This window comes from Autumnicola edwardsiae, from assembly GCF_031846505.1.
GTDB lineage: Bacteria > Bacteroidota > Bacteroidia > Flavobacteriales > Flavobacteriaceae > Autumnicola > Autumnicola edwardsiae.
In genome coordinates this window covers 43,697-67,624 of record NZ_JAVRHP010000005.1, presented here as the reverse complement: position 1 = coordinate 67,624, position 23,928 = coordinate 43,697, and the positions used below count along the sequence as shown (strand labels likewise).

Annotated in this window: 19 protein-coding genes and 5 tRNA genes; all 24 read right to left on the bottom strand. The window is 38.8% G+C overall.

The window, feature by feature from the left end; genetic code table 11:
* Positions 1-6 precede the first annotated feature (6 nt).
* Complete coding sequence (locus RM529_RS02100) at positions 7-1,599, bottom strand: Ppx/GppA phosphatase family protein (protein ID WP_311483092.1); 1,593 nt, start codon at positions 1,597-1,599, stop codon at positions 7-9.
* Positions 1,600-1,873: 274 nt separating this feature from the next.
* Positions 1,874-2,188, bottom strand: a complete 315-nt coding sequence (locus RM529_RS02095) for a DUF3467 domain-containing protein (protein ID WP_311483091.1) — start codon at positions 2,186-2,188, stop codon at positions 1,874-1,876.
* A 110-nt stretch (positions 2,189-2,298) separates the two neighbouring features.
* Positions 2,299-6,600, bottom strand: a complete 4,302-nt coding sequence (rpoC, locus tag RM529_RS02090) for a DNA-directed RNA polymerase subunit beta' (protein ID WP_311483090.1) — start codon at positions 6,598-6,600, stop codon at positions 2,299-2,301.
* Positions 6,601-6,681: 81 nt separating this feature from the next.
* Entirely contained in the window at positions 6,682-10,494 is a 3,813-nt protein-coding gene (rpoB, locus tag RM529_RS02085; RefSeq protein ID WP_311483089.1) for a DNA-directed RNA polymerase subunit beta, read from the bottom strand.
* A 134-nt stretch (positions 10,495-10,628) separates the two neighbouring features.
* Positions 10,629-11,003: a 50S ribosomal protein L7/L12 gene (gene rplL / locus RM529_RS02080; RefSeq protein WP_311483088.1), complete on the bottom strand. Its 375-nt coding sequence runs from the start codon at positions 11,001-11,003 to the stop codon at positions 10,629-10,631.
* Between the two features lie 57 nt (positions 11,004-11,060).
* A complete protein-coding gene (rplJ, locus tag RM529_RS02075; RefSeq protein WP_311483087.1) occupies positions 11,061-11,582 on the bottom strand; it encodes a 50S ribosomal protein L10 in 522 nt (173 codons plus the stop codon).
* A 9-nt stretch (positions 11,583-11,591) separates the two neighbouring features.
* Positions 11,592-12,290: a 50S ribosomal protein L1 gene (gene rplA, locus RM529_RS02070; RefSeq protein ID WP_311483086.1), complete on the bottom strand. Its 699-nt coding sequence runs from the start codon at positions 12,288-12,290 to the stop codon at positions 11,592-11,594.
* 19 nt (positions 12,291-12,309) lie between these two features.
* Complete coding sequence (gene rplK / locus RM529_RS02065) at positions 12,310-12,747, bottom strand: 50S ribosomal protein L11 (RefSeq protein ID WP_311483085.1); 438 nt, start codon at positions 12,745-12,747, stop codon at positions 12,310-12,312.
* Positions 12,748-12,822: 75 nt separating this feature from the next.
* Entirely contained in the window at positions 12,823-13,374 is a 552-nt protein-coding gene (nusG, locus tag RM529_RS02060) for a transcription termination/antitermination protein NusG (protein ID WP_311483084.1), read from the bottom strand.
* A gap of 10 nt (positions 13,375-13,384) precedes the next feature.
* Complete coding sequence (secE, locus tag RM529_RS02055; protein ID WP_311483083.1) at positions 13,385-13,582, bottom strand: preprotein translocase subunit SecE; 198 nt, start codon at positions 13,580-13,582, stop codon at positions 13,385-13,387.
* Positions 13,583-13,705: 123 nt separating this feature from the next.
* Positions 13,706-13,778, bottom strand: a tRNA-Trp gene (locus tag RM529_RS02050).
* Between the two features lie 59 nt (positions 13,779-13,837).
* Complete coding sequence (gene tuf / locus RM529_RS02045; protein WP_311483082.1) at positions 13,838-15,025, bottom strand: elongation factor Tu; 1,188 nt, start codon at positions 15,023-15,025, stop codon at positions 13,838-13,840.
* A 58-nt stretch (positions 15,026-15,083) separates the two neighbouring features.
* Positions 15,084-15,155: transfer RNA gene (locus tag RM529_RS02040), tRNA-Thr, on the bottom strand.
* Positions 15,156-15,434: 279 nt separating this feature from the next.
* Positions 15,435-15,507: transfer RNA gene (locus RM529_RS02035), tRNA-Gly, on the bottom strand.
* Positions 15,508-15,573: 66 nt separating this feature from the next.
* Positions 15,574-15,655, bottom strand: a tRNA-Tyr gene (locus tag RM529_RS02030).
* A gap of 212 nt (positions 15,656-15,867) precedes the next feature.
* Positions 15,868-15,941, bottom strand: a tRNA-Thr gene (locus RM529_RS02025).
* 98 nt (positions 15,942-16,039) lie between these two features.
* Positions 16,040-16,342 (bottom strand): ribosome hibernation-promoting factor, HPF/YfiA family, encoded by a 303-nt coding sequence (gene hpf / locus RM529_RS02020; protein WP_311483081.1) that lies wholly within the window; start codon positions 16,340-16,342, stop codon positions 16,040-16,042.
* Positions 16,343-16,375: 33 nt separating this feature from the next.
* A complete protein-coding gene (locus tag RM529_RS02015; RefSeq protein ID WP_311483080.1) occupies positions 16,376-17,266 on the bottom strand; it encodes a tyrosine-type recombinase/integrase in 891 nt (296 codons plus the stop codon).
* 147 nt (positions 17,267-17,413) lie between these two features.
* Positions 17,414-17,608: a 30S ribosomal protein S21 gene (rpsU, locus tag RM529_RS02010; protein WP_311483079.1), complete on the bottom strand. Its 195-nt coding sequence runs from the start codon at positions 17,606-17,608 to the stop codon at positions 17,414-17,416.
* Between the two features lie 392 nt (positions 17,609-18,000).
* On the bottom strand, positions 18,001-19,170 hold the full coding sequence (locus RM529_RS02005) for an acyl-CoA dehydrogenase family protein (RefSeq protein WP_311483078.1): 1,170 nt from the start codon (positions 19,168-19,170) through the stop codon (positions 18,001-18,003).
* Positions 19,171-19,249: 79 nt separating this feature from the next.
* Complete coding sequence (locus RM529_RS02000; RefSeq protein ID WP_311483077.1) at positions 19,250-20,116, bottom strand: ComEA family DNA-binding protein; 867 nt, start codon at positions 20,114-20,116, stop codon at positions 19,250-19,252.
* Between the two features lie 14 nt (positions 20,117-20,130).
* Positions 20,131-22,209 carry an amino acid carrier protein gene (locus RM529_RS01995; RefSeq protein ID WP_311483076.1) on the bottom strand — a complete coding sequence of 693 codons (2,079 nt, stop codon included), beginning with the start codon at positions 22,207-22,209 and terminating at the stop codon, positions 20,131-20,133.
* Between the two features lie 157 nt (positions 22,210-22,366).
* A complete protein-coding gene (locus RM529_RS01990) occupies positions 22,367-22,597 on the bottom strand; it encodes a PspC domain-containing protein (protein ID WP_311483075.1) in 231 nt (76 codons plus the stop codon).
* Between the two features lie 16 nt (positions 22,598-22,613).
* A complete protein-coding gene (locus RM529_RS01985) occupies positions 22,614-23,894 on the bottom strand; it encodes a DUF2851 family protein (RefSeq protein ID WP_311483074.1) in 1,281 nt (426 codons plus the stop codon).
* Positions 23,895-23,928: the final 34 nt, after the last annotated feature.

The window sequence follows — 23,928 nt, the reverse complement described above, 5'->3', positions numbered from 1 at the left end:
TTTAATTTAAGTTGCTGCTACTTCCTCCTTGATAACTGAGAAAATTTTAAGTTTTTTGCCGGTCATCTTTTCAAAAAGTTTGGATTTGCGCAAGGTTCCCCAAATTTCCAATTGCGGATCGCTATAGGTAGTTATAATAATGGTAACTTCCTCCCTGTCTTTCTTGATTTCAAGCTCCTGAACGTTTTGGTAATGACTACGATCCAGACCGTCGGCAACACGCAACAAGGCCGAAAGTTTTTTTACCCGCTTTCTTAAATTTTTATCCAGATCCTTATATCTCTTGTGCCGTTTGTGCGGAGTGGATCTACGATGATAACGCGCAACGTTTGCCATAAGATTGATTTCATCCTCACTAAAACCGAGCAGATCAGAATTCCGAATCAAATAGAGAGCATGTTTATGGTGTTTACGGTGGGAAATATAGTAACCGATATCGTGCATAAGGCTAGCGTACTCGAAAAGCTCCCGGTCTGAATAAGCTAAGTTTAATTCGTCCTGAAATTCATCAAACAACTGCAAAGCAAAATTTGTCACATGCCTGCAATGCCTTTCCGGCCAGTTGCACTTGCGTAAAAGTTGGTATACACTCCTCTTCCTGGGGTTGGGGAAATGCGCTACCAGTTCAAGATTAAGTTGTTCTTTTTCTTTATCAATAAAATTCAGGATCATACCTTCCCGCAAAGCAGACTCCGAAATTTTCACATTTTCAATCTTAAATTCGTTCATTAAGAATTTCAGAAGAACCATTCCGGGGTTAATAATATCGAGTCTTTTTTCTTCCAGGCCTTTTTCCTTAGATCGTTCTTTTAGATCAAGTTGTATAAATTGATCGTAAAAATTCAGAAATTCTTCTGAATTGAACTGAAGTTCATTAAGAGTCATATCGGCGGTAATAGAATTACGTCCTGCCACCATCGCTCCAATGTTCTCCATAGTCCCGGAAGATCCCACCATTGTTTTTACATTGTACTTTTTAAGTTTTTCTGCAACTTCACTCAGTTCTTTTTTGAAGTGCTCATTTAATTCGGAAATCTCTTTTTCCGATATTGGATCAGAATCAACAAAACGTGCTGCCATCCTGGCCACCCCTAATTTTACACTGGTAAAAAATACCGATTCATTTTTGTTGCCAATTATAAATTCAACACTCCCTCCTCCAATATCCACCATCAGCACCATTTCTTCAGAAAGGGCAATTCCATGTCTAACCGCATAGGCTATCATTTCTGCCTCCATTTTTCCTGAAATGGCTCTCGCCTTTATGCCTGTTTCATCTATTATTTGCTGAATAAAATCCCCGCCGTTTGCTGCTTCTCTAATTGCACTTGTCGCATAGGCCAAAATCTGCTCCACATTTTGGCGGTCACACAAAAATTTAATTCTCTTTAACGCTTCCAGGCCTCTTTCCATAGCCGCCTCACTCAGATAATTATCCATCCCCTTTTCACCCAGCTTTACCATTTCCTTTAGCTTATCTACCGTTCTGAAACTACCATCCGGGTAAATATCCACCAGAACCGCATGAAAAGAGTTTGTACCCATATCTATAGCTGCAATACGCTTTGTTGGTTGTGAATTTATAGTAGCTTCTGCCATAACTGATGGATTTAGTTAAATGAAAATAGCAATATTTTCGTGCCTTCTCCAATTTACGGAATTTGAAGAAGAAAGATCTAAAAATAATAATAACAGGATAACGAATTCATCAGAATTAATCTAAAATGAAAAGACGCGCCAGCTTTTGAAAACGTGACACGTCTTTTATTAATTTTCAGCAGATAAAATATCTTTAACTCACAATTAAAAACCATGTGAGCTATAAAGAGAAGGTCGAAAATTGCCAATTTTCGACCTTCTCATAATTTCTTACTTAAGCTTGACCGGTGGGACCAAAATTTAAAGGCAGCGGTGCCTTTTCGTAATCTTTAATTTCACCATGCGCCTTTTCAAAACGCTGCACATTATCTGCCAAAGCTTTTAAAAGCCTCTTTGCATGTTGCGGAGTCAAAATAATTCTGGATTTCACCTTGCTCTTTGGTTTTCCGGGCATAATATTTACAAAATCCACCACAAACTCTGAAACAGAATGGTTGATAATTGCCAGATTGGAATAGGTTCCTTCAGCAACGCTTTCATCCAGTTCTATATTGATTTGTCCCTTTTTAGGTTTTTTCTCTTCACTCATTTTATTAAAATTTTCATGTGATATAAAAGTACAAAAAATCCCGACGAAGGCCGGGATCTGTTGTATGCTAAAAAACAGGGCTGCAAAATTGCAGCCCTGATATTTAAAAATTAATTGTAATTAACTTCCTGCTTTTTCTCAAGCATCTGGTCGAATTCTTCTTTAGAACCAACAATAATGCTATCATATTTTCGCATTCCCGTACCTGCAGGTATTCTATGACCTACAATTACGTTCTCTTTTAATCCTTCAAGATTATCGATTTTACCACTAACCGCAGCCTCATTCAGTACTTTTGTAGTTTCCTGGAAGGAAGCAGCTGAAATAAATGATTTGGTTTGAAGTGATGCTCTTGTGATACCCTGAAGAACCGGAGTTGCCGTTGCGGCAGTCACGTCTCTTGCAGTGGCAAGATTCTTATCCTCTCTTCTAAGAATCGAGTTCTCATCCCTCAATTCTCTCGGAGAAACAATTTGTCCAGCCTTCAGATTTTCAGATTCACCTGCATCTTCCACTACTTTCATTCCGAAGATCTTATCATTCTCTTCAATAAAGTCAGCTTTATGAACAAGTTGGTTTTCAAGGAAAATGGTATCTCCTGGATCCTGAATTCTTACTTTACGCATCATTTGGCGTACTACCACTTCAAAGTGCTTATCGTTAATCTTCACACCCTGTAGCCTGTAGACTTCCTGAACTTCGTTCACAAGATACTGTTGTACAGCATTTGGCCCTTTAATGTTAAGGATATCTTCAGGAGTAATAGAACCATCAGAAAGTGGCATACCTGCACGAACATAATCGTTTTCCTGAACAAGAATCTGGTTAGAAAGTTTCACAAGATACTTTTTAACTTCACCAAGCTTGGATTCTACTATAATCTCACGGTTACCACGTTTAATTTTTCCGAAGGAAACCACACCGTCAATCTCACTTACTACAGCAGGATTTGATGGATTACGAGCTTCAAAAAGTTCGGTTACCCTTGGAAGACCACCTGTAATATCCCCTGCTTTGGAAGATTTACGCGGAATCTTAACAAGAATCTTACCTACACCTATCTTCTCTTCGTTGTCCACCATAAGGTGAGCTCCAACCGGAAGGTTATAAGAGCGAATTACTTCGTCTTTTTTACCTAAAATATGAAGTGTCGGAATAAGTTTTTTGTTCCTGGATTCAGAAATAACTTTCTCCTGGAAACCTGTCTGCTCATCAATTTCAACCTGATAAGTAACACCTTGTTCTACATTTTCATACTTAATCTTACCGGCAAATTCAGAAATAATCACACCGTTATATGGATCCCACTGGCAAACAATGTCACCTTTGGAAACTTCGGCCCCGTCTTCAATAAAAATCTGAGAACCGTAAGGAATGTTATTGTTACTTAACACCACTCCGGTTTTCTTATCCTTGATTTTCAATTCAGCAGTACGCGAAATCACAATATCTGATGTGCTACCGTCAGGCGCTTCACCTCTAACCACTTTAAGGTCTTCAATTTCGGCAATACCGTCAAGTTTAGCTATAAGCTTATTTTCTTCTGAAATGTTACCTGCAATACCACCTACGTGGAAGGTACGCAAGGTAAGCTGTGTACCAGGCTCACCAATAGACTGGGCTGCCACAACCCCTACAGCTTCACCTCTTTGAACCAGTTTATTTGTTGCAAGGTTTCTACCGTAGCAGTTCACACAAATTCCTTTTTTCGCTTCACAAGTAAGCGGCGAACGTACTTCTACGCTCTCAATAGGAGCTTCATTTATTTTCTTAACTGCAGCTTCTGTGATCTCTTCGCCCGCTCCAACGATTAACTCTTCGGTTGACGGGTTTCGAACATCATGCAAAGAAATACGTCCTAAAATACGCTCTCCAAGAGATTCTACAATTTCTTCGTTTTTCTTAAGTGATCGTACTTCTACACCTCTTAACGTTCCACAATCTTCATCATTCACAATAACATCCTGGGAAACATCTACCAAACGACGGGTCAAATAACCTGCATCGGCAGTTTTTAGTGCGGTATCGGCAAGACCTTTACGTGCACCGTGGGTAGAGATAAAGTACTCAAGAATTGAAAGCCCTTCCTTAAAGTTGGAAAGAATCGGGTTTTCAATAATTTCACCACCACCTGAACTGGACTTTTTAGGCTTAGCCATTAATCCACGCATACCGGTTAACTGACGAATCTGCTCTTTAGAACCACGGGCTCCGGAATCAAGCATCATATATACTGAGTTGAATCCTTGTTTATCTTCGCGGATTCGTTTCATAGCCAATTCAGTTAAACCTGCATTGGTAGAAGTCCAGATATCAATAACCTGATTATAACGTTCGTTATTGGTAATAAGACCCATGTTATAGTTACCGATGATGCCTTCAACCTGTTCGTTGGCTTCATCAATCATGGCCTGCTTCTCTTCTGGAATAATAATATCCCCTAAACTGAAGGAAAGTCCGCCACGGAATGCAAATCCATATCCAAGTCCTTTAATACTATCAAGGAACTCAGAAGTTTCAGGTACGCTGGTGATTTTCAGGATATCCCCAATAATCTCACGCAAAGTTTTCTTCGTAAGTACTTCATTAATGAAACCAGCCTTTTCAGGAACAGATTCGTTAAATAATACCCTACCAACTGTAGTGTCTATGATTTGATACACCAATTCACCAGCTTCGTTAAAATCTTTCGCACGAATTTTTATACTGGCATTAAGGTCAACTTTCTTCTGGTTGTAAGCAATAATAACTTCTTCTGTAGAATAAAAAGTAAGACCTTCTCCTTTAACAGGTTCTTCCTCGGTAGATTTCTTAAGCTTGGTCATATAATACAGACCCAAGACCATATCCTGAGAAGGTACCGTAATTGGCGAACCGTTAGCAGGGTTAAGGATATTATGCGAAGCCAGCATTAACATCTGTGCTTCCAGAATAGCCTCTGGCCCAAGCGGAAGGTGAACCGCCATCTGGTCACCATCAAAATCGGCGTTAAATGCCGTACATGCCAATGGGTGTAATTGTATAGCTTTACCCTCTATAAGTTTTGGCTGGAATGCCTGGATACCTAAACGGTGAAGCGTAGGAGCACGGTTAAGTAATACGGGGTGACCCTTAAGAACGTTCTCAAGAATATCCCATACCACGGGCTCTTTTTTATCTATAATCTTCTTAGCAGATTTTACAGTTTTTACAATACCTCTTTCAATCAGTTTTCTGATTACAAAAGGCTTGTAAAGTTCTGCTGCCATATTTTTTGGAAGACCACATTCAAACATTTTAAGCTCAGGACCTACAACAATAACCGAACGTGCTGAATAATCCACACGCTTACCAAGTAAGTTCTGACGGAAACGACCTTGTTTCCCCTTCAATGAATCTGAAAGGGATTTTAAAGGACGGTTAGAGTCAGTTTTTACTGCTGAAGATTTTCTGGTGTTATCAAACAGAGAATCTACAGATTCCTGAAGCATACGCTTTTCATTTCGCAAAATTACTTCAGGAGCTTTGATCTCCATCAACCTTTTAAGACGGTTGTTACGAATAATCACCCTTCTATAAAGATCATTTAAATCTGAAGTTGCAAAACGACCACCATCAAGCGGAACCAAAGGCCTAAGTTCTGGTGGAATAACCGGCACAACCTTCATAATCATCCACTCCGGATTATTTTCACGGTTCTTGTTTGCATCACGAAGTGCCTCCACAACCTGAAGTCTTTTAAGAGCTTCAGTTTTACGTTGCTTGGAAGTTTCGTTATTTGCTTTATGCCTTAGTTCATAAGAAAGTTCGTTAAGATCGATTCTCTTAAGAATTTCTATAAGACATTCGGCTCCCATTTTAGCGATGAACTTGTTTGGGTCGTTGTCTTCTAAATATTGATTTTCCTGCGGAAGACTATCTAAAACATTAAGATATTCTTCTTCAGTAAGGAAATCCATTTTCTTAAGTGGATCACCTTCTTCATTTTTGGCATTACCAGGTTGGATTACTACATATCTCTCGTAGTAAATAATCATATCCAGTTTTTTGGACGGAAGCCCAAGCAGGTAACCTATTTTATTTGGTAAAGAACGGAAATACCAGATGTGCGCTACAGGAACTACCAGATTGATATGCCCTACACGATCTCTACGTACTTTCTTTTCTGTTACCTCTACACCACAACGGTCACAAACGATCCCCTTGTAGCGAATTCTTTTATACTTTCCACAGGCACATTCGTAATCCTTTACAGGACCAAAAATACGCTCACAGAACAACCCGTCACGCTCTGGTTTGTGCGTACGATAATTGATAGTTTCCGGCTTAAGAACTTCACCACGGGATTCCGCAAGGATAGACTCGGGAGAAGCTAAACCGATAGAGATCTTGTCAAATCTCTGTACTGTATTCTTATCATTATTTCTAGCCATAATAAATGCTGCTACTAATTATTGTGAAAAATCTGTTTTAAAGGGGTGCCTTTGAAACACCCCGTATTTTAAAACAGTAATTTATTCTTCTAACTTAATATCCAGGCCAAGACCTTTCAATTCGTGCATTAACACGTTAAAAGATTCTGGTAATCCAGGTTCTGGCATAGGCTCTCCCTTAACGATTGCTTCGTAAGTTTTTGCCCTTCCTATCACGTCATCAGACTTAACGGTTAAGATCTCTCTTAGCGTACTTGATGCTCCATAAGCCTCAAGTGCCCAAACCTCCATCTCACCAAAACGCTGACCACCAAACTGTGCTTTACCACCAAGAGGTTGCTGTGTAATTAATGAGTAAGGACCAATGGAACGAGCATGCATTTTGTCGTCAATCATGTGTCCTAATTTCAGCATGTAAATTACACCTACAGTTGCACGCTGGTCAAAGCGTTCTCCTGTACCACCATCAAAAAGGTAAGTATGTCCAAATCTTGGGATTCCCGCTTCATCGGTAAGTTCATTGATCTGGTCTATAGTCGCACCATCAAAAATTGGAGTCGCATACTTCTTCCCTAATTTTTGACCTGCCCAACCAAGTACAGTTTCATAAATCTGACCAATATTCATACGTGAAGGTACCCCAAGCGGGTTCAACACGATATCTACCGGAGTTCCATCTTCAAGGAACGGCATATCTTCCTGACGAACGATTCTTGCAACAATACCTTTGTTACCGTGGCGTCCAGCCATCTTATCCCCTACTTTAAGCTTACGCTTCTTAGCGATGTAAACTTTAGCAAGTTTAAGGATACCAGAAGGAAGCTCATCTCCAACAGAAATAGTAAATTTCTCTCTTCTCAAGTTACCTTGAAGGTCGTTCTCTTTAATTTTATAGTTGTGAAGAAGATCTGCTACTAAAGTATTCAGGTGATCATCTGTAGTCCACGTACCTTGCGTAAGGTGCGTGTAATCGTCTACAGCGTTTAACATCTTAAGGGTGTATTTCTTACCTTTTGGCATTACTTCTTCCCCTAAGTCGTTTTGAACCCCTTGTGCCGTTTTTCCTCCAATGATGGCAAATAATTTATCTACCAGATCAGATTTTAAAGTAGCAAATTTAGTTTCGTACTTCATCTCCAAGGCCGAAATATCTTCCTTATCCTGAGCTCTCTTGCGCTTGTCTTTAATAGCTCTGGCAAAAAGTTTCTTGTTAATAACCACACCACTTAATGATGGAGAGGCTTTTAAAGATGCATCTTTAACATCACCTGCTTTATCACCAAAGATCGCTCTTAACAATTTTTCTTCAGGAGTAGGATCACTTTCCCCCTTTGGAGTAATTTTTCCGATAAGAATGTCACCAGGCTTAACCTCGGCACCAATTCTTATCATCCCGTGTTCATCAAGGTCTTTTGTAGCCTCTTCAGAAACGTTTGGAATATCATTGGTCAATTCTTCGTTACCTAGTTTGGTATCACGAACTTCCAGTGAATATTCATCTATATGGATAGAGGTGAAAATATCATCTCTAACTACTTTTTCAGAAATTACAATCGCATCCTCAAAGTTATATCCTTTCCAGGGCATAAAAGCAACCTTCATGTTTCTACCTAAAGCAAGTTCTCCCGCTTCAGTAGCATAACCCTGACAAAGAACCTGACCTCTGGTTACCCTATCCCCTACAGCGACAATTGGCTTAAGGTTAATAGAGGTTCCCTGGTTGGTCTTTCTGAATTTTATAAGATCGTACGTTTTAGAATCACTGTCGAAACTAACCATACGCTCTTCTTCAGTACGATCGTACTTAATTGTGATCTGGTTTGCATCTACATATTCTACTTCTCCCTCTCCTTCAGCATTAATCAATACACGCGAATCTGTAGCAACCTGTCTTTCAAGACCTGTCCCTACAATAGGAGAATCAGCTCTTAATAATGGAACTGCCTGACGCATCATATTAGATCCCATCAAGGCACGGTTTGCATCATCATGTTCAAGGAATGGAATTAATGAAGCCGAAATAGAGGCGATCTGGTTTGGTGCAACATCGGTATAATGTATCTCTTTTGGATCCACAACCGGGAAGTCACCTTCCATTCTCGCAATAACCCTTTCAGAACTAATTGTCCCATCGTCTTCCAAAGGAATATTTGCCTGGGCTATTTTCTTTCCTTCTTCTTCCTCTGCACTAAAATAAACAGCTTCTTCAGAAAGGTTTATTCTACCATCGGTCACATTTCTATATGGAGTCTCGATGAAGCCCATTCCGTTCACTTTTGCATAAACTGCAAGTGAAGAGATCAAACCAATGTTTGGACCTTCAGGAGTTTCAATAGGACAAAGTCTACCATAGTGTGTATAGTGAACATCACGTACTTCAAATCCTGCTCTTTCTCTGGATAAACCACCTGGCCCAAGTGCTGAAAGACGACGCTTGTGGGTAATCTCTGCAAGAGGGTTGGTCTGATCCATAAACTGAGATAACTGGTTGGTACCAAAGAAAGAGTTAATAACAGAAGACAAAGTCTTCGCATTAATTAAATCTATGGGTGTAAACACCTCGTTATCACGAACGTTCATACGCTCACGTATTGTACGAGCCATACGGGCAAGACCAACACCAAACTGCTGAGACAACTGCTCACCTACGGTTCTAACACGACGGTTAGACAGGTGATCAATATCATCAATCTCGGCTTTAGAGTTTATAAGTTCGATAAGATATTTAACAATGGTAATGATATCTTCTTTGGTAAGCACCTGCTTATCCATAGCCACATCAAGACCAAGTTTTTTATTCATTCTGTAACGACCAACTTCTCCAAGACTGTAACGCTGATCTGAGAAAAATAATTTATCGATAATACCACGAGCCGTTTCCTCATCTGGCGGTTCTGCATTACGTAGCTGACGATAAATATGTTCTACCGCTTCTTTTTCAGAATTGGTAGGGTCCTTTTGTAAGGTATTGTGAATAATCGCATAGTCGCCGGTTTGATTATCCTCCTTATGAAGAAGAATAGTTTTACTACCAGTTTCCAGAATTTCTTCTATATGTTCCTTTTCAAGTTCTGTATCACGATCCAGAACTATTTCATTACGTTCAATTGAAACTACCTCTCCAGTGTCTTCATCAACAAAATCCTCATACCAGGTATTCAATACACGAGCCGCAAGTTTACGACCCAATACTTTCTTAAGTCCTGTTTTTGAAACCTTTACTTCTTCTGCAAGATCAAAGATTTCAAGAATATCTTTATCACGCTCAAATCCAATAGCACGGAAAAGCGTTGTAACAGGTAATTTTTTCTTCCTATCGATATAAGCGTACATTACGCTGTTAATATCGGTAGCAAATTCTATCCATGATCCTTTAAAAGGAATAACACGGGCAGAATAAAGTTTTGTTCCATTAGCATGGAAAGATTGTCCAAAGAAAACCCCCGGCGAACGGTGTAACTGAGATACCACTACACGCTCTGCACCATTGATACAAAAGGTACCACTTGGGGTCATATAAGGGATAGTTCCCAAATAAACGTCCTGCACGATGGTTTCAAAATCTTCATGTTCCGGATCTGTACAGTAAAGCTTCAACCTCGCTTTAAGCGGAACACTGTAAGTCAAACCACGCTCGATACATTCCTGGATGGAATATCTTGGCGGGTCCACAAAATAATCTAAAAATTCTAGTACAAATTGGTTACGGGTGTCCGTAATTGGGAAGTTCTCTAAGAAGGTATTATACAGACCTTCATTTCCCCGCTCTTCTGATTTTGTTTCTAATTGAAAGAAGTCCTGAAATGACTTGATCTGGATATCCAGAAAGTCAGGATAGTCAGGCCTATTCTTTACAGAAGAGAAACTCAATCTTTCAGTTTGCTTTGCTAACATCTATGGACGGAATTATAATTTGTTATATATATGGAGTGCGTTACAAGGACTGTGCCGTTATATACGCAAAAGGGTTTAGACCTTCAGGAGCGAATCCTGAGGCCTAAACCTAAATAATATTGCTTTTGTCAAGCTTATTTAAGCTCAACCTCAGCTCCTGCTTCTTCTAACTGTGCTTTTAATGCTTCAGCTTCATCTTTAGTAACACCTTCTTTTACTGGGGCAGGTGCACCATCAACTAATCCCTTAGCGTCTTTAAGACCAAGACCAGTAAGTTCTTTTACAAGTTTAACTACTGCAAGCTTAGCACCTCCCGGAGCTTTAAGGATTACATCAAATTCAGTTTGCTCTTCAGCGGCTTCTTCACCACCTCCGGCACCACCAGAAACAGCAACAGCTGCAGCTGCAGGCTCAATACCATATTCTTCTTTTAGAATATCAGCTAACTCATTAACTTCTTTTACAGTCAAGTTAACCAATTGTTCTGCGAAATCTTTTAAATCTGCCATTTTTCTATCGTTTTAAAAAGTTCTTTAATTTATAATTGTTAAAAAGTGCGTACGTATCTATCCTTCTTTTTCAGAAAGGGTTTTCAGAATTCCGGCTATTTTACCGCCACCAGATTTAAGTGCTGAAACAACATTTTTAGCAGGTGATTGCAACAATCCGATGATATCTCCAATAACTTCTTCTTTAGATTTGATATTTACAAGGGCATCCAGGTAATTATCGCCTACATATACAGCTTCTTCAACAAAAGCTCCTTTTAGAAGAGGCTTATCAGATTTTTTTCTGAATTCTTTTATAACTTTTGCCGGAGCATTTCCGGTTTCAGATAACATTATTGAGGTATTACCCTTAAGTACTGATGGGAGATCTGCGAAATCCTTATCAGTTGCTTCCATGGCTTTCGCCAATAATGTATTTTTAACTACCGATAGCTTAATATCTGCCTTAAAACAAGCTCTTCTCAAATTAGAAGTCGCTCCTGCATTTAATCCAGAAATATCTGCTAAATAGATGGTTGGAGAATCAGCTAACTGGGCAGTTAAATCTTTTATTACTTGTGATTTTTCTTCTCTTGTCATAATAACTTATTATTGCTCAGTAAACCTTTTAGTGTCAATTGCCACACTCGGGCTCATGGTGCTAGCCATATAAATACTCTTTATATAGACACCCTTAGCAGCCTGAGGCTTCAACTTTACCAGCGTAGTTAATAATTCTCTTGCGTTACCAGCAATTTTTTCAGCATCAAAAGATGCTTTTCCAACTGCAGCGTGAACAATACCTGTTTTATCAACTTTAAAGTCAATTTTACCAGCCTTAACATCAGATACTGCTTTCCCAATATCCATAGTTACTGTACCGGTTTTTGGGTTAGGCATTAAACCTCTTGGACCAAGAATACGGCCAAGGGGACCTAATTTTCCCATTACACTAGGCATTGTGACGATAACGTCAACATCTGTCCACCCACCTTTGATCTTCTCAAGATATTCATCCAATCCAACGTAATCAGCACCTGCTTCTTTCGCCTCCTCTTCTTTATCTGGAGTTACAAGAGCCAGGACCTTAACATCTTTTCCGGTACCATGAGGAAGTGTAACCACCCCTCTAACCATTTGATTCGCTTTACGTGGATCTACGTTCAAACGAACGGCCAAATCCACAGAAGCATCAAAGTTCTCGTTGGAAACTTCTTTTATTAAAGCTGAAGCTTCTGCCACCGAATATAGCTTACCGCTTTCGATTTTAGATTGAGCTTCCTTTTGCTTTTTAGTTACTTTTGCCATTTCTTAATTTCTTTTAGGATTAAAACGGTGCACTACCTTTTACAGTTATTCCCATTGAACGTGCTGTTCCGGCAACCATTTTCATCGCAGATTCTACAGTAAATGCATTTAAGTCCTGCATTTTATCTTCTGCAATAGCTCTAACCTGATCCCAAGAAACACTTGCTACTTTTTTTCTGTTAGGTTCCCCAGAACCTTTTTTAGATTTAGATGCTTCCAATAACTGTACTGCTGCAGGAGGAGTCTTGATAATAAAATCAAAAGACTTATCACCATAAACAGTAATCGCAACAGGCAATACTTTACCTTGTTTATCCTGTGTTCTCGCATTAAATTGCTTACAGAACTCCATGATATTAACTCCGGCAGCACCTAAAGCAGGTCCAACTGGTGGTGAAGGGTTAGCAGCACCTCCGCGAACTTGTAGTTTTACAACTTTACTTACTTCTTTTGCCATTTTCTAAATTTTTAGGTGATAGTTTGTTAGAGTGGAAGCTTTAAAAAACTATCAAAAAATATGTAACAAATATTGTTATACTTTTTCTACTTGCATGTAGCTCAATTCAAGTGGTGTCTTTCTTCCGAAAATTTTCACCATTACCTCAAGCTTACGTTTCTCTTCATTTATCTTCTCAACCGTTCCGTTGAAACCATTAAAAGGACCATCAATCACTTTTATAGTTTCACCTATAGTGAATGGGATTGCGACGTTGTCTTCCTTTACAGAAAGTTCGTCCACTTTACCTAACATACGGTTTACCTCAGATTTCCTAAGCGGTACAGGATCACCTCCTTTTGTTTCACCTAAAAATCCAATTACTCCGTTTATCCCTTTTATAATGTGCGGAATCTCTCCAATAAGATTTGCTTGCACCATAATATATCCTGGAAAGTAAACACGTTCTTTATTCACTTTCTTTCCATTTCTTATCTGAATAACCTTTTCTGTTGGAACAAGAACCTGATCTACCTGATCTTCAAGGCCGTGATGAGAAATCTCTCTTTCAATATAATCCTTGACCTTATTTTCCTGACCACTAACGGCACGAACTACATACCACTTTTTATCCTTTACCTCTGCCATTTGTACTTTTTTAAGATTTAATCCATTCGAAATACTGCTCTATTGCAGAGCTAAACAAAGAATCAACACCCCAAACTGCCAATGAGAAAATAATGGAAAATACAGCAACCAAGATAGTTAATCGCTGAGCCTCAGGCCAGCTTGTCCAGGTAACATGGTTTTTTAACTCGTTATAAGATTCTGATATGTAATTAACAATTCCTGCCATTTCTTGATTTATTTGCACGGATTGAGAGGCTACCTTCGACTTTTCTCAGGACAGGCTTCTCGCCACAATTTTTCTAGATATCCTGAAAATTTAAGGCTCCAATAAAGAACCAATTTTCTTTTGCACGGGTTGAGAGGCTCGAACTCCCGACACCTGGTTTTGGAGACCAGTGCTCTACCAACTGAGCTAAACCCGTAGATATAAAGGAAGGTATCCCGATTTGCAGCGGGATACCTTTATATATTCAATCCTGGATTAATCTAGAATCTCAGTTACCTGACCAGCACCTACAGTTCTACCACCTTCACGGATAGCAAAACGAAGTCCCTGGTTCATAGCAATAGCCTGGATCAATTCAACCGTAATTGTAAGGTTATCTCCCGGCATTACCATTTCAACTCCTTCTGGAAGACTAATTGTTCCAGTTACATCAGTTGTACGAACGTAGAACTGTGGACGGTAGTTGTTATGGAATGGAGTGTGACGTCCACCTTCTTCTTTCTTCAGGATATAAACCTCAGCTTTAAATTTAGCGTGTGGCGTTACAGAACCTGGCTTAGTAATTACCATACCTCTTGAAATCTGAGATTTCTCAATACCTCTAAGAAGAATACCAACGTTATCTCCAGCTTCACCTCTATCTAATATCTTACGGAACATTTCAACCCCTGTAATTGTAGAAGTAAGTTTACCAGCTCCCATACCGATAATCTCTACAGGATCCCCGGTGTTAGCTACACCAGTTTCAATACGACCTGTAGCAACAGTACCACGACCTGTAATAGAGAATACATCTTCGATAGGCATCAAGAAAGACTTATCAACATCACGCTCAGGTAGTTCGATCCAGCTATCTACAGCTTCCATCAAATCAAGAACAGATTTTGACCATTTCTCATCACCTTCCAAAGCTCCAAGTGCAGAACCTGAAATTACAGGACCATTATCACCATCATACTCATAAAAAGAAAGAAGGTCTCTTACTTCCATCTCAACCAATTCCAATAATTCTTCATCGTCAACAAGGTCAACTTTATTCAAGAATACCACGATTCTTGGAATACCAACCTGACGTCCTAAAAGGATGTGTTCACGAGTTTGCGGCATAGGACCATCTGTTGCAGCCACCACAAGGATAGCACCGTCCATTTGAGCAGCACCAGTAACCATGTTCTTTACATAATCGGCGTGACCAGGACAGTCAACGTGTGCGTAGTGACGGTTTGCAGTCGAATACTCTACGTGAGAAGAGTTAATGGTAATACCTCTTTCCTTCTCTTCAGGAGCATTATCAATTTGATCAAAAGCACTTGCTTCTGAATAACCAGCATCAGCCATTACTCGTGTAATCGCTGCAGTTAAAGTTGTTTTTCCGTGATCTACGTGTCCAATTGTACCAATATTAAGGTGCGGTTTGGAACGATCATAAGTTTCCTTTGCCATAATTAATACTTATTTAATCTTAGTTATATATTAGTGTTCAATTTTATACAAAAACAAGAGCCAACGACGAGAATTGAACTCGTGACCTCTTCCTTACCAAGGAAACGCTCTACCCCTGAGCTACGTCGGCTTTTAAAAGAGGCACTTCAAATACCCCGGCTCACAATTCACTATACCGTAAACAACAAAAATAACCCCAAACCTTATCAGGTTTTTAGGTTAATTATTACCTACAACAAAACAGAAAGTTTCATTACCTTCTGTTCTCAAATCCCAAGCCTGCAAATAAACAAAACAGAAGAATCGCAATCTAAATCAATTCTTTTCCTGAAATCGTCCTGAAGCAGAGAATTAAATTCACCACCTCTTCACAAAGCCATCACGAACTCAAAGTTCCAGACTTTTTTAGAGCGGGAGACCGGGTTCGAACCGGCGACATTCAGCTTGGAAGGCTGACGCTCTACCAACTGAGCTACTCCCGCATTCAAACGATAAAAGGCGCAAGAATTAATGTTTAACATTAGACCTTTAACCTTTTTCATTTTTTGTGGGGAGAGCAGGATTCGAACCTGCGAAGTTAAAAACAGCAGATTTACAGTCTGCCCTCGTTGGCCGCTTGAGTATCTCCCCAATTCAATTTTACACAATTTCACAGAACCATTATCGTTTTACCGACTCAGCCTTGTGATGGTATTTTTGCGGCTGCAAATAAATGTAAATTTACATTACCATCCAAAGCATTTCTTTAAAATTTTAAAGAACTTTCATCACAGTATTCAGGATCAATATCATACAACTGAAATATCACCGAAATGATCTGTAAATATCCTTCAAAATTTCAGAGCCGATGGAGGGACTCGAACCCACGACCTGCTGATTACAAATCAGCTGCTCTAGCCAGCTGAGCTACATCGGCCTTTCACTATTTTCTTCAATAAAAAAGCCCGCTATTTCTAACGGACTGCAAATGTAATTAAATTATTTATTTCTCAAAACATTTAAATAAAAAAATGCTTAAGCATGTGCACTCATTTTTTCTTTTTTCTTAATCAATTGCCGTTGCAGAGAACTAACACAATCATCTACACATTCTTCAAACCTCTTACAGGTCTTTTTCACCATTATATCGCCCCCGGGAATACTTAATAAAATTTCTGTTATCTTATTTTCCTTACCACTTGTGTTCTGAACTTTCAGATATACATCTGCAAAGACGATCTTGTCATAATAATTTTCAAGCTTGTCCAGTTTCCTTTGGATAAAATCTACCAGTTTCTTATCAGCATTAAAGTTGACGGATTGCACATTTACTTTCATGTTCTATAGATTTAGTTAAACAAATGGTTGAAATTAATCTTTCTTATTCCTGGGGTGAGCTAATTGGTGCACTTTAGATAGTTCCGAAATACTGTTATGAGTATAAACCTGGGTTGAAGCAAGGCTCGAGTGACCCAATAGTTCTTTTACAGCATTAAGATTCGCACCCTTATTGAGCAAATGAGTAGCAAATGAGTGGCGTAAAATATGAGGGCTCCTCTTTAACTTACCAGAAACCTTACTAAAATAATTATTAATAAGTCGATAAACAAAACTTTCATAAAGTTTCTTCCCACTATCTGTTATAAAAAAATAACTAGTTCCCGTGTGTTCTGCCGTTGCCGGTCTTTTATCCAGGTAAATTTCTATAGTCTCAAGAACAGATGGTAATAATGGCAAATAACGCTCCTTATTCCATTTACCTAAGACCTTCAGCATTTGGTTTTTGATATCTACATCATTGATCTGCAGCTCGATTAATTCAGCACGCCGTATTCCGGTGGAATAAAGGAGTTCGATAATCAATTTGTCGCGAATACTGCTAAAATCATCACCATCAACGAAATCCAAAACACTACCCACTTCTTTTTCTGAAAACGGAACCTGCACCTTTCCGCCCGTCTTTAAGGCTTTATGTTTTGCCAAAGGCGAAAATTCTATTTGTTTTGTCTTAAGGAGAAAACGGTAATATGATTTTAAAGAAGATATTTTCCGATTAATACTACGGTTCGAAATCCCGCTGTCAACCAGCCGCACGATCCAGTTTCGTATTTCCTGATAACTTATTCTGGAAATATCCTCTTCTTCATATTCCTGAAGAATAAATTCTGAAAATGATTCCAGATCATTTTTATAAGCTGTGACAGTATGAGCCGAATAATTCTTTTCAAGCTGAAGATAATCGATAAAGTGAGAATAGGTCATAAAAAAAACTGTTGGTAAACAAAGTTATAAAACTTTAATTTACCAACAGTTCATATATTCATACCAAAGAAGCAGGACTTCAAAGGCTTTTAATCATTCCTTTCCAAGAGAAAGAAACAGGATAATTCCTGAATTACAGAAATAAATCTAGATCTCTTCCTGATCTCTTAGATGCTGAATGTATTCAGCTTTTTGGATTTGAGCCCTACGTTCTACTGACGGCTTTGTGAAATGTTGACGGCTTCTCAACTGACGCATTGTTCCGGTTTTATCAAACTTTCTCTTAAAACGCTTCAGCGCTCTATCAATATTTTCTCCGTCTTTTACTGGTATTATTAACATAGTGTCACCTCCTTTCTTTAAAAATTATTTAAGATTGCAAATATAGACCATTTCTCTAAATCCGCAATTATATTTTGTTTTATTTCTGATCTTCTTTTCCTGAAATTATTTCTGAATGCTGAATTTTAAATTTAGAACTAAAAAGCATCAAAAAAACGTGTCGAAAGCTACTGCAGATCGATAATTGCCATTTTTGGTCATCCTCTTTATCACTGATCCCACTAACACATATTCTGAAAGTTGGGTGCTGAATTAAAAACATCCAAAAAGTGCCTCAGGAATTAATCAATATCGATAATTGCCAATTTAAGGCAAGCACAAATTCAAATTGCAGCTTTTTCAACCTGCAAACTGACACCTCTGAACTGCCAACTAAACTTTGAACTTCAAACTTACCGCGCTGCCGGCTTATATTCTTTTTTGTCAATTATCATCTTAGCGATAATTTCTCTTAAAATTTCAGAGGTGCCACCGCCTATAGGGCCCAATCTGCTATCCCTGTAAAGCCTTGCCAGCGGATAATCTTCCATATAACCATATCCACCAAGCATCTGTAGTGATTCGTAAATCACTTTATCTGCCATTCTTGTAGACAAAAGTTTAGACATACTGGCTTCCTTTACAACATACTGCCCTTCCCCCAGCCTCTTTGCGATAGAGTAATTAAATTCCCTGCACATTTCCACTTCACTGGCCATATCTGCCACGCTGTGTCGCAACGCCTGGAACTTATCAATTGTTTTTCCAAAAGCTTCCCGCTCAGACATATAGTTTATTGCATAACCCAGTGCATATTCTGCACGGGCATGGGCGTTAATGCCCATAATCAATCGCTCCATTGCAAAATGCTGCATAATATAGGAGAAGCCCTTATCCTTATCTCCCATAAGGTTTTCTACCGGCACCTCTACATTGTCAAAGGCCAATTCCGCAGTGTCAGACGCACGCCAACCTAATTTATCAAGTTTATTAGCCGAAATTCCGGGAGTTTCGCGGTCTATAATGAAAATACTCATTCCTTTATTTCCCTCCTCCGGACTTGTCTTTGCAGCCACCACGAGGTAATCTGAATAAACCCCGTTAGTTATAAAAGTTTTGGACCCGTTGATAATGTACTTATCATCTTTTTTTACTGCGGTAGTTTTCATTCCGGCCACATCAGACCCTCCAAAAGGCTCTGTAATACAAAGACATCCTATTTTATCCCCCTCGATACTCGCAGTAAGATATTTCTCTTTTATTTCCTGGCTTCCCTCGGTTTTTACGTGGGTCATTGCCAGGTAAGCATGTGCCCACATTGCGGCAGCAAAACCTCCAGAATCTATTTTTTGCAGTTCTTCCAGAAAGATAACGGTATAAAAAATATCCAGATTAAGCCCTCCAAATTCCTCTGGCTGATTAAGGCCAAAATATCCCATTTCACCAAATTTCTTCCAGATAAACCTTTCTATAGTACCGGACTTCTCCCATTTTTCTATATGAGGAACTACTTCCTTCTGAAGAAAATCCTGAAAGCTTTTTCTAAATAGTTGATGTTCCTCTGTAAAATACATATTGTTCATAATCTGTTTTTTTCACGGACCTCAATTTTAAAAAATGCAAGGCCACATAATACCAATTAAAAAGTACTTGATATTTATTTTAATCCAGCGTCAAATATAATTTAATCCTGTCAATTTTCTCTGAAGGAAAACTTTCTATTTTCGACAACTCTTCAAAAGAAGTTATTCCTTCGTGCAATTGCCGATAATTGACAATTTCCCTTGCCAGCTCATAGTTAAAATAAGGTATCTCCGAAAGTTCTATAACACTCAGGATATTTATATTCTTCTGAAGAAAATCCGGTTTCTGGATGACTTTGTAATTCCGAAGAATACTTTCTCTCGTCTCAAAAGTAAGGCCATAGATATCTTTTAACTGAATATCTCCCATAAATCCGCCTATTTTACTCCTGTAGTTAACGATACGTGCCGCCAATACTTCTCCAATACCATTCACCTTCATCAAATCTTCTGCCGAAGCTGAATTAAGATCCTTTTGTTTTATACTATTTACTTTTTCTGCGGAAGCAATACCGGCAGTTTTTCTTTCCTGTACCCAATCCGGAAATTTAAAATAAGGAGAAAGTGCACTAAGCAAAGAATCTGAAATTCCCGTAACCTTCTGAAAATTTTCAGAAGAATTTATCCATTTCCCCTTTTCCCGGAAGCGCAGTAATTTATCAATCTCATCTGGTGACATTCCAAGAGTATAGCCTTTAAAATCGGTAATATAATTCGGATTAAAAGGAAAAATCTTGACAGAATCATTCGAAGTACGTAACAGCTTTATAGAATCCACCTTCGCCTGGTAAACTTTTATTTCTTCCGAAGAAAGAGGCGTCTCTTCAGCATTAGAAGAAAAAGCAACTGTAAAGTAAAGTACCTGCAGAGCAATAATGATACATACCAAAAGAAAAATCCCATTTTGCTGACTTCTACTGAAAACAAAATGGGATTTAAATTTCATTTTATTATTAAAACTTAGGTGGACTTAAGTTTACCATCCTTAGTAAAAAGCTCTCCTGCTTTTAATTTCCTGAAGTATTCCTTCAAATCTGATCGTACTTCCCCAGACATTATATAAAGTCCTATAATATTAGGGAAAGACATTGCGAGAATCATCATATCTGAAAAGTTTAAGACAGCTCCTAAACTTACTGAAGCTCCTACTACTACAAATACAAGGAAAAGAAGTTTATAGACCAATTCTGTTCTTTTACTTTTTCCAAACAGGTAAGTCCAGGACCTCATCCCGTAGTAAGACCAGGAAATCATAGTAGAAAAGGCAAAAAGAAATACTGCTAAGGCAAGTACATAAGGAAACCAGGAGATAACACTTGCAAAAGCTTCAGAAGTGAGTTGTGCACCCCCTATTCCTTCTACCTCGTGCATTCCGGTGAAAATCAGAACCAAAGCAGTTAAGGTACAAACAACAACAGTATCTATAAACGGCTCCAGCAAAGCGACGAAACCTTCAGACGGTGGGTTGTGGGTTTTAGCGGTACTGTGCGCAATTGCAGCAGACCCCACACCTGCCTCATTAGAAAAGGCAGCTCTCTGAAAACCTACAATCATTACTCCTATTATTCCACCTTTTAAAGCAGAAGGGCTAAATGCACCATCGAAAATCGCATTAAATGCAGGTCCTATATTTTCAATATTTATACCTATAACAATAAGGGCCCCCAATACATACACACCGGCCATAAATGGCACCACCTTACCTGTTACATTGGCTATACTCTTAATTCCTCCAATAATTACAACTCCTACAAGAACGGCAACCACAAGTCCAAACCAGAATCCGTTTCCGGCAAGCCAGGAGAACTGACCCGCCAAAATTTCGAAAGACTGGTTGGCCTGGAACATATTTCCACCACCAAAAGAGGCACCAATACCCAGGATTGCAAAGAATCCCGCAAGGAATTTCCCAAGTCCTCTCATATTACGCTTTTCCAGCCCATATCGCAGGTAATTCATTGGCCCTCCAAATATTCTTCCTTCAGAATTGATAAACCTGTATTTTACTCCCAAAGTACATTCTACGAATTTTGAAGACATCCCTAGTAATCCTGCAATTATCATCCAGAAAGTAGCGCCCGCACCACCCAGAGATACAGCCACAGCTACACCTGCAATATTCCCCAAGCCAACAGTAGCCGAAACTGCTGTGGTTAGAGCCTGAAAATGAGTAATACTTCCTGGAGCATCGGGATCATCATATTTCCCTTTTGCAAGTTCAAGGGCATGTTTAAACCCTCTAATATTAATAAAGCCCATTCTTATAGTAAAAAAGGCCGCACCAAAAATAAGCCAAACCACAATAAAAGGGATATCGTTTGTTTGGGGATCTCCGTTGGGGTGAGCGAGGATTACCGGCTCATCATATTCTATTTCTGCCAGGTAATGTGCACCTGTTTCTATTAAATCCTCTGTATTTTCGTAATCATAAATTACATTTCCTTCCTCCACCAGGTAATTTACATTACCGCTGGCCTCTGCATAGACATTTGTGTCGCCTTCATTTTCAGAGGTTACTACAGCAATCTGTTCCCCGTTATTAACGTGTGCACCCTCTTCAACTAACCATTCTTTAAGTATGTACTTATTTTGAATGTTAGGCTCCCAACCCGGTGTCGCAACTTTTTTAATATCTGAATAGACAACAGGATCATAAATCCCAAGAGCAGAAAACGGATCCCAGAAAAGAATCTCCGTCATACTATCCACAATAGGAACAAAGGTTCCGTTAAAATGTTCTGTTATGGCTTCTGCTTCTACAGTATAATTTACAGTCCTTGTATTATTATTACTGTCTGTAATTACAATTTTGTAAGGTATGCCTTCTACAAGTCCTTCGGCACGGTTAGATTCCAAGGGAGTACTACGATTAGACCATTTGTAGGAATAAGGAGGAGTTCCTCCGGATACTTCAAGAGCGATAAATCCATCATTTATGATGTTCGTGGGATTTCCAACTTCGGCATCTACTTCAAGTTCCTGAGCAAATCCTGATAATAGCGGCAATAAAAGAATGAACGAAAGTAGGTACTTTCTCATATAGTCAATAAGAGTTTAGATAGGTTAATTTTTCCGCGAAGCAAGATGCTAAAAAATTAACCCTTTTCAAATTTTTACAAGTTAAATTCCAAAGAAATTGTTAAAACATATTTTTCAAAAATCCCGTTCCACAAGCTTCTTCCAACAGATCACCTGGTTACAGATCAAAAACAGAAGTCCGCTTTGTATAAACTAAATCCTTCAGTTTTAACCAGAAAGCAAGGATGAGATAAAACACAAAACCTATTCCCACGGTAAAAAATGATGCATATATAAAAAAGAGCCTTACGCTTTTTGCACGCATACCTAACTTATCTGCGAGACGGGAAGATACATAAAAACCATGTCTCTCAAAAAAGTAGCGGATATTATAAATGAAGCTGCGCATAGTGCAAAAATAAAGATTATTTTAGATTTGATTGTAAAAGACTAACCCCCAGTTCACAATCCATACATCTATTTTTATCGCAGTAGTTCCTTTTTAAATGCAACAGGGCCTGGGAATGGAGCGCATCTGAGGGAAGATTTGGTTTTAGCTCATAAAACCTTGAAACAACAGAGTTTTCTTCAGCAATTAATGTTCTGGCCACCTCGACAACTGGCTCTAGCGGCTTACCCATTTTACGGGCATAAACAAAGTTGAAAGGAATAACGGTGTTAATCAGGATCAAATTAATGAACTTCAAGGTTGTTTTCTTTTTCCTCTCGCGATGTTCTCTTCCAAAGTTGTAATGCGTAAGCCAGTAACCATCTACCTCAACCTGGAATTTCCTGATCAAACCCGTGAGATCTGAAAAATTTGTTACTTCCCTGAAAACATTTTGTTCAGAAGCGTAGATTTCTGCCAGCTGCATTAAGCGAATAGTAGGAAAATTGTCGGGTCGCAGCCTAAAAAACCTCGGTTTTGTTATTCCAGAATTGTTAAGAGTATATTTGTGCTTTAGGTATCTGTAATTCTTTTTTAGATCCTGGAAATAAATATCTTCATAATCACTTTCAAGCAAACCAGCCTGCCCCAGCAAAAGTGACTGTAGAACCTTTTTGTTGCTGAAATTCTTCTTAATTATCCTGAAGTCAAAACTTCCTGCTATTTGTAGAAAAGCTTCTCCGTTCACATTTAATCCAAAATTTTTGGCCAACAGCTGAAACAACACTGCTTCCCAATCATTTCCGGTTTTCTTAAGAAGGTTAGTGATTAGCATCGATTTCTCCTCCAGCCTTTCAAAATACATTCTTTCCAGCCAGCGGTCTGTCTTAAACAAGTCGAGTTCCGGAAAAAATTTCTCGCAATTTATCCAGTTTTTATCAGTAGAATTAAGACGATTGTATTGTTCGAGAACATTCATATTCACCAAGTTCTCCAACTCTAAAGTGGGCACTGCGGAATTCTCCTTTCGGAAGATATCCACATCATGCTGCCAGACTACATGCAGGATGACATTATCATAATTTTCGTCAGTCTCGTGGTGATGAGCGTACCAATCTGAAGATTTTATGTGTATTTCGACATTTCCAGCCCACAATTGCTTCCCAATTTTTATCCGGGCGTTAAAGAAATCCGGGCCTGAAAGCTGATTATGCATCCCAACCTCAGAAATTAATATTTCCTCACCATTGGTTGTCCTTGCTTCCTGAAATTTAAACTTTTTGAATTTCCAGAGATAATGTAAAAAATCTTCCCGCATCTACTAAATGTAGACAAAATATCCTTTTGAAAAT

What these genes read in the sequence shown, in the direction of transcription:
- RM529_RS02100 (WP_311483092.1), bottom strand. Translation starts at nt 1,599, where the DNA reads ATGGCAGAAGCTACTATAAATTCACAACCAACAAAGCGTATTGCAGCT.
- RM529_RS02095 (WP_311483091.1), bottom strand. Translation starts at nt 2,188, where the DNA reads ATGAGTGAAGAGAAAAAACCTAAAAAGGGACAAATCAATATAGAACTG.
- rpoC (WP_311483090.1), bottom strand. Translation starts at nt 6,600, where the DNA reads ATGGCTAGAAATAATGATAAGAATACAGTACAGAGATTTGACAAGATC.
- rpoB (WP_311483089.1), bottom strand. Translation starts at nt 10,494, where the DNA reads ATGTTAGCAAAGCAAACTGAAAGATTGAGTTTCTCTTCTGTAAAGAAT.
- rplL (WP_311483088.1), bottom strand. Translation starts at nt 11,003, where the DNA reads ATGGCAGATTTAAAAGATTTCGCAGAACAATTGGTTAACTTGACTGTA.
- rplJ (WP_311483087.1), bottom strand. Translation starts at nt 11,582, where the DNA reads ATGACAAGAGAAGAAAAATCACAAGTAATAAAAGATTTAACTGCCCAG.
- rplA (WP_311483086.1), bottom strand. Translation starts at nt 12,290, where the DNA reads ATGGCAAAAGTAACTAAAAAGCAAAAGGAAGCTCAATCTAAAATCGAA.
- rplK (WP_311483085.1), bottom strand. Translation starts at nt 12,747, where the DNA reads ATGGCAAAAGAAGTAAGTAAAGTTGTAAAACTACAAGTTCGCGGAGGT.
- nusG (WP_311483084.1), bottom strand. Translation starts at nt 13,374, where the DNA reads ATGGCAGAGGTAAAGGATAAAAAGTGGTATGTAGTTCGTGCCGTTAGT.
- secE (WP_311483083.1), bottom strand. Translation starts at nt 13,582, where the DNA reads ATGGCAGGAATTGTTAATTACATATCAGAATCTTATAACGAGTTAAAA.
- tuf (WP_311483082.1), bottom strand. Translation starts at nt 15,025, where the DNA reads ATGGCAAAGGAAACTTATGATCGTTCCAAACCGCACCTTAATATTGGT.
- hpf (WP_311483081.1), bottom strand. Translation starts at nt 16,342, where the DNA reads ATGAAAGTAAATGTGCAATCCGTCAACTTTAATGCTGATAAGAAACTG.
- RM529_RS02015 (WP_311483080.1), bottom strand. Translation starts at nt 17,266, where the DNA reads ATGACCTATTCTCACTTTATCGATTATCTTCAGCTTGAAAAGAATTAT.
- rpsU (WP_311483079.1), bottom strand. Translation starts at nt 17,608, where the DNA reads ATGTTAATAATACCAGTAAAAGACGGAGAAAATATTGATAGAGCGCTG.
- RM529_RS02005 (WP_311483078.1), bottom strand. Translation starts at nt 19,170, where the DNA reads ATGAACAATATGTATTTTACAGAGGAACATCAACTATTTAGAAAAAGC.
- RM529_RS02000 (WP_311483077.1), bottom strand. Translation starts at nt 20,116, where the DNA reads ATGAAATTTAAATCCCATTTTGTTTTCAGTAGAAGTCAGCAAAATGGG.
- RM529_RS01995 (WP_311483076.1), bottom strand. Translation starts at nt 22,209, where the DNA reads ATGAGAAAGTACCTACTTTCGTTCATTCTTTTATTGCCGCTATTATCA.
- RM529_RS01990 (WP_311483075.1), bottom strand. Translation starts at nt 22,597, where the DNA reads ATGCGCAGCTTCATTTATAATATCCGCTACTTTTTTGAGAGACATGGT.
- RM529_RS01985 (WP_311483074.1), bottom strand. Translation starts at nt 23,894, where the DNA reads ATGCGGGAAGATTTTTTACATTATCTCTGGAAATTCAAAAAGTTTAAA.